Consider the following 14753-nt stretch of genomic DNA (forward strand, 5'->3'; position numbering starts at 1 on the left):
ATCGTGCCGGTGGCAGACCGTCTGCCGCTGAATGGATGCGCCTGTAGTTATAAAAGTCGTCGATGTAGGCCCCGATGTCGCGTTCCGCATATGCGTGGTCGGGGTACCCTTTATCGTCGATCCATTCGCTTTTGAGACTTCTAAAGAAGCGCTCCACCGGCGCGTTATCCCAGCAGTTCCCCTTTCTGCTCATGCTCTGGATGATGCCGTTTGCCTTCAGCTCGTTCACGAAGTGCGCGCTGGTGTACTGGCATCCCTGATCCGAGTGGAACATCAGGCCCGGTGGCGGCCGTCGATGCTCGCGCGCCTGCTGCAAAGCCCTGATAACCAGTACCGTATCGGGCAGTTGCGCAAACGCCCAGCCGACGATACGGCGTGAATACAGATCCATCACGATGGCCAGATAGGACCAGCCCTGAAGCGTTCTCACGTACGTAATATCGCCCGCCCATACCTGATTGATCGACGACGGCTCGAACCGACGCTCAAGCAGGTTGGGAGCCACCAGCGCTTCACCGTCAGTCTTGCGATAACGGTGCGTTCGTCGTCGCGCCACCGCCAGTTGTGCCTCGCGCATCAGCGATCGGGCACGGTAACGCCCGATCGCGTGGCCTCGCTGCTGCAAGGCCTGAGCCATTCTGCGACTGCCATAGCTGGCGCGGCTTTCGCCGTGAATTTCGCGCACCGCCTTGAGCAGCGCGGGCGCAGCAGCAACTCTGGCGGGCCGTGTGGAAACGGCGTAATAGCTGCTTCGAGGCACCTTCAGCAGCTCGCACATCACGCTCACCGGCCAGGCCTTCTTCAGCGAATGGATCACTTCGATGAGCGATCCATTTCCTTGACGAAGAAGGCCGTGGACTTTTTTAGGATCTCGCGCTCCCTTTCGAGCTCGATCACCCGCGCCTCCAGTTCCCGGATGCGTCGCTGGTCGGCCTTGACCTGAATCTCAGTGCGCGGCGGCTCAGCCTGTTCGGCCCGCCACTGCGCAACCCATCGCCGCAAGGCCGTGTCTCCTACGCCCAGCGCCTCACAGGCCTTGGAGAATGAATAGCCCTGGGCAACCACCAGTTGCACCGCTTCAGCCTTGAATTCGTCAGTTATGTTCCGTCTGCTCATCTCTCACCTCAGTTGGAGAATTATCCCCTTTAGAGGTGTCCAGGACCATTGGACCACTACACACTTACTTTCTTTGCCGCCGCAAAGAAAGATAAGCAAAGAAAGCGGCTCACACCGCCAGCTCATAAGCGGGTCCCCCGCACAGCCACGGTAGTGGTGCATCTGGAATCTGTGTTCTCGCACATTCGGCGCTAGTGACAAGGGAGTCATACTTCCGGCGGCGCTGCGCGCGCCGACGCGCAGTTCAAACACCGCCCGCCAAGCGTTCGCGCTCACGGTTTATCCAGGACCCTGACTCGTTGTTCATCATCGCGCGGGCACGACCGCCGCCGCGCAACGAATGCGCCGCATCGGCATTTCATTTGAAGTGGGATTCGCCAATAAGAGCGGGAGCATCTCGCCGAGGCGAAGCCGATGGCCCCCGCNCGCCGCGCAACGAATGCGCCGCATCGGCATTTCATTTGAAGTGGGATTCGCCAATAAGAGCGGGAGCATCTCGCCGAGGCGAAGCCGATGGCCCCCGCGACGCGAAGCGAAGCCCCTGGTTTCCCATGCAGACCCGTCCGCGACGCACGCAGTGCGGAGTGGGAGCGAATGAGCCCTGTGTCGCTAACGCGGAGTGTGCGAGAACACAGATTCCAGATGCACCACTACCGTGGCTGTGCGGGGGACCCGCTTATGAGCTGGCGGTGTGAGCCGCTTTCTTTGCTTATCTTTCTTTGCGGCGGCAAAGAAAGTAAGTGCCGCCCCGCACAGGGGCAACGCTAATAGACCAATAACAATTCAAGGAAAGGCCAAAGCAGTCAGAACAAGGAAAGGCCAACACCATAAAGAGCACATCCAAACCAGACCACAAACAAAGCAACGAAAGACCAAAGAGACCAGAGCAAGAAAAGACCAAACGCCGTAGGCAAACAGATCAGCAAAGTACCGAGCAAGCAATCCGACAGCATCACCACCGAAGGAAAAAGCTAAGCATCTCTAACGGAATGAAAAAAACCCAAAGCAAAAAACAAACAACCAACCAAACCCCATTACAATCCCCCCACCCCCAAAGGCAGCCCGCAGGGCAAAAACCAACCCGAACCCCAACTCTCATGCTGAAGATCCTGGTCAGCGCCTGCCTCGTCGGCCACCCAGTCCGCTATAACGGCAAAGCCAAAACCACCCATGATACATGGCTGGCCCACTGGCGCGACGAAGGCCGCCTCGTCACCGTTTGCCCCGAAGTGGCCGCCGGCTTCCCGACCCCACGGCCGCCGGCCGAAATACAACTGCGCCGCACCGGCGCCGACGTCCTGGCTCACCACGCCACCATTAACGACAACACCGGCGCGGACGTCACCGCGCTCTTCATCGCCGGCGCCCAGCATGCGCTAAACCGCGCGAAGGCAGAAAACTGCCGCTATGCATTGCTCGCCGACGGCAGCCCCTCCTGCGGCAGCACCTTCATCTACACCGGCGCGTTCAACGGCCAAACCCATCCGGCCACCGGCGTCACTGTCGCGTTGTTGCAACAACACGGCATCCGCGTGTTCGCGGAATCGCAGATCGCCGAACTGGCCGCGGAAATCGAACGCGAATCCCACAAATGAGACGCACTGTCAATTCGGGCTGACAATTGGTGATATTGCCTCGGATATCCGAATCCGGCGGTAACGTTTGCGCAGCCTTAATCAGCGGGAAATTCAAATTGAAGAAGTGAAATGGGGAAATTGTTAATTCAGATTTGACATTTACAAAATCTGAAAATGATTGATCTGAATTTAACGTTCCCATAACTATTTGGAAAACGTTTGCGTTCCTTTAATCACCCGGCTTCGTCGGCAAAAATCGCGGCTTCAGGCTCGTAAGCCGATGCCTTGAAGGCGGGTTCAGGGAAAATCCGTTGTAGAATTGCTGGAGATACGCGCTAGAATGCGCGTCGATTCACCGTCAATGGCCAATCGTTCAAACGATGCTCGCGTGAATCCAGTGGGCAGTAATTGCATCCGATCGAATGGTTTCCTGCGCAGATGGGAATCGCCGGTAATTATCGGCTACGGGCAAGTCAGATCGGTAAATATGAGCGCGCGATATTAACGCGTGCTCCGCATTGCCTGCCGCCAATAAAACATTTGAGAGAGATGCGGGACATATGCCAATGAGGATTCTGTCGATTTTCGGCACACGGCCGGAAGCCATCAAAATGGCGCCGTTGGTCAAACAACTGGAAGCCGATGCCGGCATCGAGTCGATTGTTTGCGTCACGGGGCAGCATCAGCAGATGCTCGATCAGGTGCTCGAGCTGTTTCAGATCGAACCGCATCACAATCTCGCCCTGATGACCGGCAACCAGACACTCAACGGTCTGGCTTCACGCCTCATTGCATCGCTCGACGAGGTACTCGCGGCCGTGCAGCCCGATCGCGTGCTGGTACACGGCGATACGACCACGGCGTGCGCGGCGGCGCTGGCTTCGTTCCACCGGCGCATTCCCATCGGGCACGTCGAAGCGGGGCTGCGTACCGGCAATCTGATGCAGCCGTGGCCAGAAGAGATGAACCGCCGTGTGGTCGACGTGATGAGCGATCTGATGTTCGCGCCCACCGCGAGCTCGAAAGCGAACCTCGCGCACGAAGCGCTGCACGGCAAGATCATCGTCACCGGCAACACGGTGATCGACGCATTGAATCTCACCACCGCGCGCATCGACAATGACGCGGCATTGCGCGCCGAACTCGACGCGCGCCTGCCGTTCCTCGACGGCGCGCTGCCCGTGCTGCTCGTCACGGGCCATCGCCGTGAGAGCTTCGGCGCGGGCTTCGCGAATATCTGCGCGGCGCTCGCCGAGCTCGCGAAAACCAACACGGTGCAGATCGTCTATCCGGTCCACCTGAATCCGAATGTGCGCGGCCCGGTGCAGGAAACCCTCGGCACGGCGCGCAACGTTCATCTGATCGAGCCGCTGGACTACCTCGGTTTCGTGCGTCTGATGCAGCGCGCGTCGATCATTCTCACCGACTCGGGCGGCGTGCAGGAAGAAGCGCCCGCGCTCGGCAAGCCGGTGCTGGTGATGCGCGACGTGACCGAGCGTCCGGAAGCAGTGGCGGCCGGCACGGTGCGCCTCGTCGGCACGGAGCGCGAAGCGATCGTGCGCGCGGTGACCGGCTTGCTCGAAAACGCAGGCGAGCGCGACGATTTTGCGCAGCGCGTCAATCCGTACGGCGATGGCCATGCCTCGCAACGGATCGTCGCGGCGCTGACCGGACGCCCATTCGACGAGTTCGTGAGCGGCGGCGTCGGCGCGGCTGCTCAGGTTGCACACGCACCAGATATGCGCGCACTGTAGCGCGAAAGCTCGCGGGCGGCGCGTCGATCAGACGCGCCGGCAAAGCCTCCGGCAAGGCTGCCTGCTACATGCGGAATCGCAGTTCCAGACAATCCATGCAGCGCGAATCGGCCTCACCGTTTGCGCTCTAATTTCGAGACAAGATAACGTGACCACCCATTCGCCCATGCGCCGCCTCGCGCGCCCCCATCTGAAGGTCCTTGCCGCGCTGCTGTTGCTTGCGTCGACGGCCTATGCCCAACAGCCGGCCGACGTCGCCGGCAGCTTCGCGCAGCTCGGCAGCGGCCGGCTCGCGACGCGCACGGTGTCGCTGGCTGAACTGGGCATGCGCGATCCGGTCGTGCTGCGTGCGCCGGAGGGTCGTCAGGAACTGTATCTGCCGGTGCCGGCCGGTGTGCCATTGAGCGATGCGGCCTTGCAGATCGACGGCAGCTATCTGCGCGGCAACGGCGGGCGCACGACCATGCTGGTGTCGCTCGACGGCTCGCCGGTACTCTCGCGCAGCCCGGCGCAGGATCAGGGCGACGCTTCCGCGAATCTCGGCGTGGACGGCGCGGCGCGGCCGAGCGGTTTCGTGCGCGTGGGTCTCGACTGGTCGTCGGTGCTGAACGATAACGTGTGTAGCGATCAGACCGCGATCGGCAATGTCTGGCGCATTGCGCCGACGTCGCGGCTGACCTATCGCTACGATCCTGACGCGATCGTCGATCTGCGCAGCGCGTGGGGCGCGTTGCCGACCAAACCCGTGGTGATGCTCGGTGCGCGGAGTGTGGCCGCCCCGGCGTTCGATGCAGGCTGGCGCGTCGAAGCGCTGCTGCAACGCGAGGGCCGCACGCCGGTGACGCGGACATGGCCGACGGCGGGCGACACGGTCGATCTGAGCGATATCGAGGTGCCGGCGCCGTTGCGCGCGATTCCGGCGTTTGCCGCGCTGGCCGCGGGCGGTTCGCACAAGCTGGCGAATCCGGCGGAAGCGGGCGCCTTGATCGCGCTGACGCCGCGCGCGGCATTCGCGCCGGACGTGATCGTCGCCGACGACACGCTGCGCAACACGCTGAAGACAACGCTCGATGCGTTGCGCGAACAGGTTGTGAGCGCGGCGCCCGGCGCTGCCGACGCGTTCGACGCATGGCGCGCCCGCGCGATCGATCCGATTGCGAAGCCGCTCGTTTCGGGCGAAGTGCGCCTTGCCCACCTCGGCGGTCAAACCGCGATCGTGGTCGGCGACAACGACGGTGTCGCGATCCTCGCGCGCACGTGGCGTCCGATCGACGTGACGAGCCGTCTCGTCGTGCATCAGATCGATACCGCGCCGAACACGCGTGGCGACGAAATCGCGCTGTCCCTGCTGGGCGGCCAGCCGCGCACGCTCGACGTGCAAGGCCGCGCCACCTGGGACGCGAATTTCGATCTGGGCACGGTGTCGGGCAACGGCAAACTGCCGGGCAGCGTGGTCCTCGACGTGGCCGCGTCGCCGACGCTGAACAACACCGCGCAGACCGCCTCGATCTATTTCAACGACGTGCTGATCGGCTCGCAACTGCTGAACGCCAACGGCAAGCCGCAGCGCATCACCGCGCGCGTGCCGCATTACGCGCTCGCGCCGAACAATCTGCTGCGCGTGGTGTTCCAGCGTCAGCCGGAAGGCGGCTGCCAGCCGCGCGGCCAGGGTCATCCGATCGCCGTGTTGCCGAGCAGTCATCTGACGCTCGCGAGCGCCACGATGAGCGACGATTTCACCGGCATGGTGGCGCGTTTCGCATCGGAAGCGAATGTGCTCGTGCCGGCCGCGTACCTGAACGACCCCACCCAGGCTCTGCCGCGCGTTGCGCGACTCGCGAACGCGAGCGGCATCTCGCCGACGGGTGCGACTTTCAGCGTGGCCCGTGATGGCGAAGCGGTGAACCCGAAGGGCGCCTTCCTCGCGGCCGACGTCACGCTCGCCGATGAGAAGAGCCTCGCGCGTCTGTCGAAAGACCGCCTTTCGCTGACCGACGCATCAGGCAAGATTCTCGCGGACGTGTCGGGCCTGAACCGGGTCGGCGTGATCGAAGCGGTGAAGTCGGGCAACGTCCCGGGCATTGTGTATCGCACGGTGGGCGACACGGCCGCGGTCTTGCCGGCGTCGTTGCAACTTTCGCGCGGCGACGTTGCGATCGTCGACGGCAGCGGCACGCTGCGCCAGTTCGATACGCGTCATCCGGGCGAAGTGCTCGATGCGGAAGACGCGCAAGGTCCGTGGTTCATGCAGAACTGGGTGCGCTGGGGCGTCCCGGCTGGCCTCGTCGGCTTGCTGATCGTATTGCTGCTGGGTGCCAACGTGGCGCGCCGCAGGAATAAGGACAGGTCGTGAGCATCGCGCTGATCAAATGGTATGCGGGCTACGCGGTAGCCCACTACTACCTGGGGCTCGAATACGTCGCGGCGCTGGTGGCGTTCGTCATTCTGCTCTCCAGCATCGACGATCTGTTCATCGACATCTGGTACTGGACCCGCACGATCTATCGCCACTTCACGGTGCAGCGCGCCCACAAGCCGCTCACCAGCCTGCAGTTGTACGAGCGCGACGAGCAGCCGATCGCGATCATGGTGCCCGCATGGCACGAGTACGACGTGGTCGCGGCGATGATCGAAGACATGGTGCGGGTGATGGACTACCGCAACTACGTGGTGTTCGTCGGCACCTATCAGAACGATCCGCAGACCATCGCCGAAGTCGAACGGATGCGGCGCCGCTACAAACAGCTGCGTCGCGTGGAAGTGCCGCACGACGGTCCGACCTGCAAGGCCGACTGTCTGAACTGGGTGATTCAGGCGATTTTCAAGTACGAGAGTGAAGCGGACATCGAGTTCGCGGGCGTCGTGCTGCACGATAGCGAAGACGTGCTGCATCCGCTCGAGCTGCGCTTTTTCAATTACCTGCTGCCGCGCAAGGACATGATCCAGTTGCCGGTTGCCTCGCTGGAGCGCAACTGGTTCGAACTCGTGGCCGGCACCTACATGGACGAGTTCGCCGAATGGCACGCGAAGGATCTGGTGGTGCGCGAGAGCCTGGTGGGCGCGGTGCCGTCCGCGGGGGTGGGCACGTGTTTCTCGCGGCGCGCGCTGCTCGCGCTGATCGCCGAAACCGATAATCAGCCGTTCAATACCGAAAGCCTGACCGAGGATTACGACGTCGGCGCGCGACTGGGCAAGATGGGCATGCAGTCAATTTTCGCGCGCTTTCCCGTGCAATTCGCGACGCGCCGCAAGGCATGGTTTGGCCTTGGCAAGGAGCGCGACATCACGGTGACGATGCCGCTGTGCGTGCGCGAGTTCTTCCCCGATACCTTCCGCACTGCTTACCGGCAGCGTGCGCGCTGGACGCTCGGCATTGGCTTGCAAGGCTGGAAGCAGACTGGCTGGACCGGCTCGTTTGCCAATCGCTATCTGCTGTTTCGTGACCGCAAGGGCATCGTCACCGCGTTCGTCGGCATCATCGCGTACGGGCTGGTGATTCAGTTCCTGCTGTTCGCCGGGGCCGATCTGCTTGGCTGGATGCCGGATCTGATCGCTTCGCCGTTCTCCGATTCGCCGTGGCTGCAAGCCCTGCTGTGGGCCAACGGTTGCGCGCTGCTGTTACGCGTGACGCAGCGGATCTATTTCGTGACCCGCCTGTACGGCTGGGAACACGGCGTGCTGTCCGTGCCGCGCATGGTGGTGGGCAACTTCATCAATTTCATGGCCGTATCGCGGGCGTGGAAGATGTTTCTCACGCACCTCGTAACCGGCAAGCGTCTGGCATGGGACAAGACCATGCACGACTTCCCCTCCGCTGACGGCTTCAACAATCGCCGCCAGCGTCTGGGCGAACTGCTTGTGTCCTGGCAAGCCATCGATCCGGACAAGCTCGAACTGGCGCTCGGCGAAAGCCATGCGCGTGAGGCGCCGCTTGGCCGCGTGCTGATGGCCAAGGGCTGGCTCGACGAGGAAACTCTTGCGGAAGCGATTGCCTTCCAGTCGGATCTGCCGCGTGGGCGCGTCTTGCTCGAACGCATCAAGGACGACGCCGAGCGCTTGCCGCTCGATGCGATCGTGCGCCACCGGGTCTTGCCGCAGTTTGACGCCGCGGCGGGCCACACGATTTTGCTGACCGCGAGTCCGCTTGCCGACACGGTGGTCGCGGAATTGAGCGGGATGATCAAGGGAACGGTTGTTCAGCAGATCGTCCGTGAGGGCGAGATCGCAGCGGGCCTGCGTGTGTTGCGCGGTGTCGGGAGCGCGACGCCGGCAGGCGAGGCAGAACGAGGGGGCGCGGTGGAAGGTGCTTCAGCCGGTGCCGTGGCGGGCGACGGCGTTGCTTCTGTGCCGGCACGCAGCGTGCCGCTGATCGGCGATCTGCTGATCGAGAATGGCCACGTGCGCCGCGAAGCCTTCGAAGCGGCCATGCAGGACTACCGCCCCGATCGGCACGGCCGTATCGGCGACTACATGGTGGCGCGCGGCGTGATCTCGCGTGCCGCACTCGAGAACGTAATCCAGCAACAGCGCCGCCTGCAGGGCGCTCTGGCGGCATCCGAATGAGCGAATCATTTTTCTTCAGCTTGCGTGCCGTTGCCGCCGCAACCATGACGGGCGCGTTGTGCCTGAGCAGCGCGGCAGCCTATGCGCAGAACACGGCGTCCGCGCCGCAGCCGGCGCCTGCCGGACAGAATGCGCTGCCCTTGAGCGGCGCCGCCTACCGGGTGGCGCAGGCCGCGTACGCCGACTACGAGCGCGGCGATTACGCCGGTGCGGTCGCGCGCTCGCGCGAAGCGATCCGTCAGCGCCCCGACGTTGTGTCGTTGCGAGTGCTGCTTGCCAACTCGCTCGCAGCGCTTCGCCGCTATGGCGAGGCAAGCCGCTCGCTCGGCGATGCGATCGCGCAGCTTGGCCGCGATCCGGCGCTGGTCTCGCGTCGCAAACAGATCGACGCGCTGAACGTCTCGACCCGCTCGGTGGCACGCGCGGGCCGCCAGCAGCCCAGCGACCCGGACGCGCTGACCGGCGCCGCGTTGAGCGCCGCGCAGCAAGCCTACAAGGCCTATGCGGCGAAGGATTTCACGGGTACGGTCAAGTACGCCAACGAGGCGATTTCACTGCGTCCGGACCTGCTGCGCCTGCGCCTGTTGCTGATCGACGCGGCGAGCGCGGCCGGTCAGGATACCGAAGCATGGAACGCCGATCTCGACGCAAGCAAGCGCTTTGGCGACAGCGACGAACTGCGCTTGCGGCGCAGCTTCATCGGCAACCGGCTGGCACCGAAGTCTTCCGCGGCGTCCTATGAGGCGTTCAGGAAGGGCGACTATGCGCAGGCCGCCGCGCTCGCGCGTGAGACGGTGGCCTATGCGCCGGATCAGGTCGGCTACCGGATTCAGCTGATGGACGTGCTGTTCGCCGCGAACGATCTGCCCGGCGTGCAAGCGGCGGCAAGCGACGCCATTGCCGCCGACGACACGGAAATCATGCCGCTCACGCTGCGTGGCTACGTGCTGGCCGCGCAGGGCAGGACGGCGGAGGCCGAGGCGGACTTCGCCAAGGCGCTGCAGGCCAACGATGCAACCCAGCGCAACCAGCGCGTGGCGCGCGTGATCATCGCCGATGCCTGGATCGCTGAAGGGCAGCCGCAGCGCGCGCTCGATCTGCTCGTGCCGCTCAAGATGAATGCGGACGACACCGATCCGCCGATCGCGCTGCGGCGCGCGCAGGCGCGGCGCTTGCTGGCGCAGACGCCGGCGCCCGGGGCGAATGGCGTGAACGCGACGGCGGCAACGGCCACTTCAGCTGCGTCGGCTACATCGGTTACATCGACGACGCCAGGCGCGTCACTTGTTCCCGCCACGCAGATCGACCCCGCGCGCCGTCCGGTGATCGACTGTGTGGTCGATCAGTTTGGCGCGAGCTGCGACGTGTACGCCGCCGATCGCGGTTTCGCGGCGGCGCGAGCCGCGGCCGCCGCTGCGGCCGCGAACGACAAAACCGGCGCGGTCGGCTACGCCAGTGAAGCGGTCAAAGCCGCGCCGGACGATCCGCAGCACCGGGTCGAGTTGATCAACGCGCTCAGCACGGCGGGCAACGACTCGGCGGCATCGCGCGAAGCGCAAAAGATGATCGACGCCGGCATGCTCGACGCGATGCCTGACATGACCGCCGCGTACATCGCACAACGGGCCGGCAACAACAAGGTCGCGTACCAGCGCTTCAGCATGGCCGACAAGGCCGGCACGATGCCGGCCAGCGCCTACGCCGACGCCGGCTACGCAGCCGTGAACGCATACCGCAACCGCGAAGCCGCGCAGTACTTCGAACGCGCGATCGACGCGAGCGCCAAACCGGGCGAAGACGCAACGCCGGCCACCCCGGCGCAACTGAACGAGATGCGCAGCGCGCACGCCGAGGCCACCCGCAACTGGGGCTTCGACGCGTCGCTCAACTATCGCGGCGCGGGCATGCAGCCGGGTTACGCGTCTTCGCCGACACCGGGCACGTCGAACAACTGGCAGGCCGGCGTGGAAGCCTACTGGCGTCCATTCGGCAGTCTCGGCGACCGGATGTTCGAGCTCTACGCGCGTGGCTATGAGAGTTTCGGCGTGAAGAACGGCGGTGCGAGCGGTGTGGATACCTTGCAGGCCACCGTCGGCGCGCGTGCCAAGCCGTTCTCGCAGATTGACGCGATCGTCGCCTTCGAACGGATCATTCCGATCGGCTCACAGGTCAATCCGGACTGGCTGGCGCGGCTCGCGTATTCGGGCGGCTACGGCATCGAGCGGCGAGTCGACGTGCCGTCGTGGTGGACCGCGCAGATCTATGCCGAGACGGGGGCCTATCTGAACGCGGGGTCAGTCTACGCGACCACCAATCTCGAACTGGGCCGCACCTACCGCATGGATCGCTACAGCCCGAAGTGGACCGTGTTCCCGTATGCGGTGATCGGCGCGGACTACGACTCAAGCATCGATCACAGCATTCCGCTCGGCGCCGGGGTGGGGATTTCGACGCGCTACTGGTTTCGCGACAGCAAATACGACTCACCGCGCTCGTATGTCGATCTGTCGGTGCAGTACCGCTGGAAGATTAGCGGCGACGATCGCGCGCGCGGCGTGTTCTTCGGCGCGATCTACTCGTATTGAATCCGGACGACTCAAATGAAAAAAAATAAGCTGACTAATTCGAGGGTTGCAGTTCTCCTGGTGGCGCTGCTGTCGGCAGGCATGGCGCACGCGGCAGCGGACGACGTCGCGAGTCTGTATGGACCGCAACCGCCCGCCAACGCGTCGTATCTGCGCGTGTTGAACGCGTCGTCGCAAGCGGTGCGCGTCGCGCTCGCCGGCAGCGAAGCGCCGCAGACACTTGCGCCGGGCGCGGTCACACGCTTCAGCGTCCTCACGCCGGGCACGCCTGTGCGTGTTACGGCCGACGGCAAGGTCGTGGCCGATGCGGCGGCTGGTGGAGCAACCAGCGCGGGCGACGCTGTCACCGTCGCGCTGCGCCGTGACGCGAAGGGGTGGCATGCGGCGCGGATCGTTGGCCGCTATGAGCGCGTTGACGGTTTGAAGGCGACCTTGCGTGCGTTCAATTTCGCGTCCGGTTGCAGCGCGAAGATCGGTGTGGACGGCAACGGTCCGACGGTGTTCGCGCAGGTGGCCGCGGGCGCGCAGGACGCGCGCGCCATCAATCCGGTCAGCGCGAAGCTGGTGGGGCAGTGCGGTGCGGCGGCCAGTGCGGCGCTGCCGTTGCCGGCCCTCGCTGCCGGCGACAGCTACAGCCTGTTCGTCACCGGCGATGCCGCAAAGCCGGTGTTGAGCGGCGCGCGCGACGCGCTCGCGTGGCCGCCGGCCGCCAATTGATCGCAGCGCGTTCGCAAGCGGTTTGCCGCGCGTGCGGGGATTCATCGCGCGCGGTTCGTCTGCCGCTTCGCTTGCCGCTGCACCGGCTGTACCTGCATCACGCGCTTCATATAAATCACGGGGACCCAACACAATGACCGATTCCAGCCGTTCGTTCATCCAGGCATCTGCCCAGCCGCAACCGCTCGACCGCGCACGCCGCCGTTTGCTGCTCGCACTGGCCGCGGCGCCGCTTGGCGGCGCGCTGTCGCTGCTGCCGCGCCGCGCTGCCGCCGCGGCCTCGACCAGCGTGATCGAAGGCCGCAATCTGTGGCTCTATCCCGGCTGGGAAAGCCTCACCGACGATGCGACGCCCGCCTGTCTGAAAGCCGTCGATCTGATTCATCAGGCGACGGACAAGCTCTCGGCCCGCGGCATTCGCAGCGTGATCGCGATTGCACCGCTCAAAGCCCGTTCGTGTCCGCAAAATCTGCCGGACGGCACCGCGCTGTCCACGGGTGTCGCGGGCCGCTACGCCGCGATTCGCGCGCGGGCCGATTCGCTCGGTGTGCAGATGGTCGATGGCGACGCCGCGATCGCCGCGGTCGATCCGGCACAGGAAAAGTACATTCGTGCCGACTATCACTGGAGCGGCCATTCCGCCGAAGCGGTCGCGGCGCGCGTCGCCGAACGCCTGCTCGCGGCCGGCCCGCTGAAGGGCGCGGCCGGTGCGGGCAGCCGGCTCGGCACGTGGAACGAGGAAGTCCGCTACGGCGACCTCGCGGCCTTGCTGTCGCCGGAGCGCAAGAAAGCGGTCGGCAAGGATCACTTCATCGTGCGTACGGTGGTGGCCTCGCCGGGGCTCGTCGACAGCGGGCCGCCGGTCGTGCAGGTGGTCGGCAACAGCATGGTTCAGCCGTACCTCGGTTTTCCGCAAAAGCTCTCGAACGCAATCGATCGCCAGGTCGGTTTGACCTGGACCTTCGGCGACACCGGTCCATGGAAGACGCTGCTCAACTATCTGGAATCGCCGGAGTTCAAGGCCAATCCGCCGCAAGCGATCGTCTGGCAATTCAACGAAGGGCAGATGATGAATCTGCCGGGCGCGGCTGGCCAATGGGACGCGGCATCGGTGATGGCCGACGACGTGTTTCTCGCGCGCCTCACCAAGGCAATCGCCTGATGAGCGAGTCAGTCGGACGCACGGCGGAGCGCGAGGCCGCTCGCCCGGCGGCAGGCACGCCGGCGAGAGACAGTGATGCCGTGCATGGCCACGCGGCAGCGGCGCCTGAGTTCGCGCCGTCACTCGCGCGCGCGCATCGGCGTATTGCGTGGCTGATCGCGCTGCTGCTTGGGTTCGGTTGCGCCGGCGCGGTCGCATCGCTCGTCATGCAGTCGCGCAACGGCGCGTCGTTCGATTTGCATGGCTGGCGCGACGGCAGCCTCGGCCACAGCCTCGATCGCGCAATCGACGTGCCGTACGCGCGGTCGCTGCATCGCTGGCAGGCGGCGGCGCGCTACCGGCTGTTCGGCGACCTCGGGCACGAGGTGCGCGAAGGCTGTCCCGGCTGGCTGTTCTATGCGGACGGTCTGCGCGCACCCGTGCAGGCCGGACATGATCCCGTTGAGCGCGCCGACGGTGGCGATGCGTTGACCGATGCGCGCATCGCCACGCTGCACCGTTACGCGGACGCACTGCGCGGCGCCGGGATTCAACTGGTCGTCGTGACGGTGCCCGACAAGGCGCGCGCGGAAAGCGAGGCGCTGTGCGGCCTGCGTCAGGATGCACGGATGACACAGCGTCTGAACGTCTGGAACCGCGCGCTGAGCGCGAGCAAGGTTGCGCACGTCGAATTGCTGCCGGCGCTGCAGGCCGCGCGTCCGGCGTTTTTCCGCACCGACGTGCACTGGAATGCGCAAGGCGCGCAAGCCGCCGCCCAGGTGGTCGGCGCCGCGGTGTTGCCTTTGCTCGGCAAGCCCGGCGAGACAAAATTCACGCATGCAATAGCGCAAGCGGCGCCGCGCGTCGGCGATCTGCTGACGCTGGCGAACTTGAACGACGTGCCCAACGCCTGGCGGCCGGCGCCCGATATCGTCGCGGAGGAAACCTTGCAGGCCCAACGCAGCGGCGGCCTGCTCGACGACGGCCCGGCCGCCGACGTGCTGCTCGCAGGCAGCTCGTTCTCGCGCCGCAGCGCGTTTGCCGAACGTCTCGGCGAGCAGCTCGGCCGCGAAGTCTGGAACGTCAGCCTCGACGACGGCCAGTTCGATCGCGCGTTGCAGGCGGTCTGGCAAGCGCGCGCCACGTGGCCAAAGAGCGTGCGCGTGGTGATCTGGGAAATGTCGGAAGACGCGCTGTCGATGCCGGTGGATGCGTCGGCGTCGGCGCCTGCCGGGGCAACCGCCGCCAACGCCGCGGTGCCTGTCACCCCCATTGCCGCACCGGCCAAGCAGGACTGAGC

At 65.0% G+C, this 14753-nt stretch carries 9 protein-coding genes; 8 read left to right on the forward strand and 1 reads right to left on the reverse strand.

Annotation, left to right across the window (positions count from 1 at the left end; translation table 11 throughout):
* Nucleotides 1-1116 (reverse strand): IS3 family transposase gene (locus tag BCY88_RS29295; RefSeq protein ID WP_220669656.1). Its coding sequence is split into 2 segments (ribosomal slippage), with 1117 coding nucleotides annotated over them: nt 1-858 and nt 858-1116; the frame shifts between segments, so codons are not numbered across the junction. This gene is flagged as partial in the annotation.
* A gap of 1097 nt (nt 1117-2213) precedes the next feature.
* On the opposite strand from BCY88_RS29295, the gene BCY88_RS29305 reads away from it, so the two are divergent.
* The 8 genes from BCY88_RS29305 (at nt 2214) to BCY88_RS29340 (ending at nt 14751) form a co-directional block, all read left to right on the forward strand.
* The gene (locus BCY88_RS29305; protein ID WP_120347659.1) at nt 2214-2711 is read left to right on the forward strand and encodes a 2-thiouracil desulfurase family protein; all 498 of its coding nucleotides are present in this window, start codon (nt 2214-2216) and stop codon (nt 2709-2711) included.
* Between the two features lie 542 nt (nt 2712-3253).
* On the forward strand, nt 3254-4447 hold the full coding sequence (gene wecB, locus BCY88_RS29310; RefSeq protein WP_120347660.1) for a non-hydrolyzing UDP-N-acetylglucosamine 2-epimerase: 1194 nt from the start codon (nt 3254-3256) through the stop codon (nt 4445-4447).
* Between the two features lie 148 nt (nt 4448-4595).
* Nucleotides 4596-6800, forward strand: a complete 2205-nt coding sequence (locus BCY88_RS29315) for a cellulose biosynthesis cyclic di-GMP-binding regulatory protein BcsB (protein ID WP_259461547.1) — start codon at nt 4596-4598, stop codon at nt 6798-6800.
* On the forward strand, nt 6797-9010 hold the full coding sequence (locus BCY88_RS29320) for a glycosyl transferase family protein (protein WP_120347662.1): 2214 nt from the start codon (nt 6797-6799) through the stop codon (nt 9008-9010). The genes BCY88_RS29315 and BCY88_RS29320 overlap by 4 nt, the downstream gene beginning before the upstream one ends.
* Nucleotides 9007-11595 carry a bacteriophage N4 adsorption protein A gene (locus BCY88_RS29325; protein WP_120347663.1) on the forward strand — a complete coding sequence of 863 codons (2589 nt, stop codon included), beginning with the start codon at nt 9007-9009 and terminating at the stop codon, nt 11593-11595. Before BCY88_RS29320 ends, BCY88_RS29325 begins: the two co-directional genes overlap by 4 nt.
* Nucleotides 11596-11610: 15 nt before the next feature.
* Nucleotides 11611-12312: an alginate O-acetyltransferase AlgF gene (locus tag BCY88_RS29330; RefSeq protein WP_120347664.1), complete on the forward strand. Its 702-nt coding sequence runs from the start codon at nt 11611-11613 to the stop codon at nt 12310-12312.
* A gap of 133 nt (nt 12313-12445) precedes the next feature.
* Nucleotides 12446-13474, forward strand: coding sequence for an alginate O-acetyltransferase AlgX-related protein (locus BCY88_RS29335; protein WP_120347665.1), 1029 nt, complete (start codon nt 12446-12448; stop codon nt 13472-13474).
* Complete coding sequence (locus BCY88_RS29340) at nt 13474-14751, forward strand: alginate O-acetyltransferase AlgX-related protein (protein ID WP_120347666.1); 1278 nt, start codon at nt 13474-13476, stop codon at nt 14749-14751. Before BCY88_RS29335 ends, BCY88_RS29340 begins: the two co-directional genes overlap by 1 nt.
* Nucleotides 14752-14753: the final 2 nt, after the last annotated feature.

It is taken from the genome of Paraburkholderia fungorum (assembly GCF_003610895.1).
Taxonomy (GTDB): domain Bacteria; phylum Pseudomonadota; class Gammaproteobacteria; order Burkholderiales; family Burkholderiaceae; genus Paraburkholderia; species Paraburkholderia fungorum_B.

What these genes read in the sequence shown, in the direction of transcription:
- BCY88_RS29305 (WP_120347659.1), top strand. Translation starts at nt 2,214, where the DNA reads ATGCTGAAGATCCTGGTCAGCGCCTGCCTCGTCGGCCACCCAGTCCGC.
- wecB (WP_120347660.1), top strand. Translation starts at nt 3,254, where the DNA reads ATGCCAATGAGGATTCTGTCGATTTTCGGCACACGGCCGGAAGCCATC.
- BCY88_RS29325 (WP_120347663.1), top strand. Translation starts at nt 9,007, where the DNA reads ATGAGCGAATCATTTTTCTTCAGCTTGCGTGCCGTTGCCGCCGCAACC.
- BCY88_RS29330 (WP_120347664.1), top strand. Translation starts at nt 11,611, where the DNA reads ATGAAAAAAAATAAGCTGACTAATTCGAGGGTTGCAGTTCTCCTGGTG.
- BCY88_RS29335 (WP_120347665.1), top strand. Translation starts at nt 12,446, where the DNA reads ATGACCGATTCCAGCCGTTCGTTCATCCAGGCATCTGCCCAGCCGCAA.
- BCY88_RS29340 (WP_120347666.1), top strand. Translation starts at nt 13,474, where the DNA reads ATGAGCGAGTCAGTCGGACGCACGGCGGAGCGCGAGGCCGCTCGCCCG.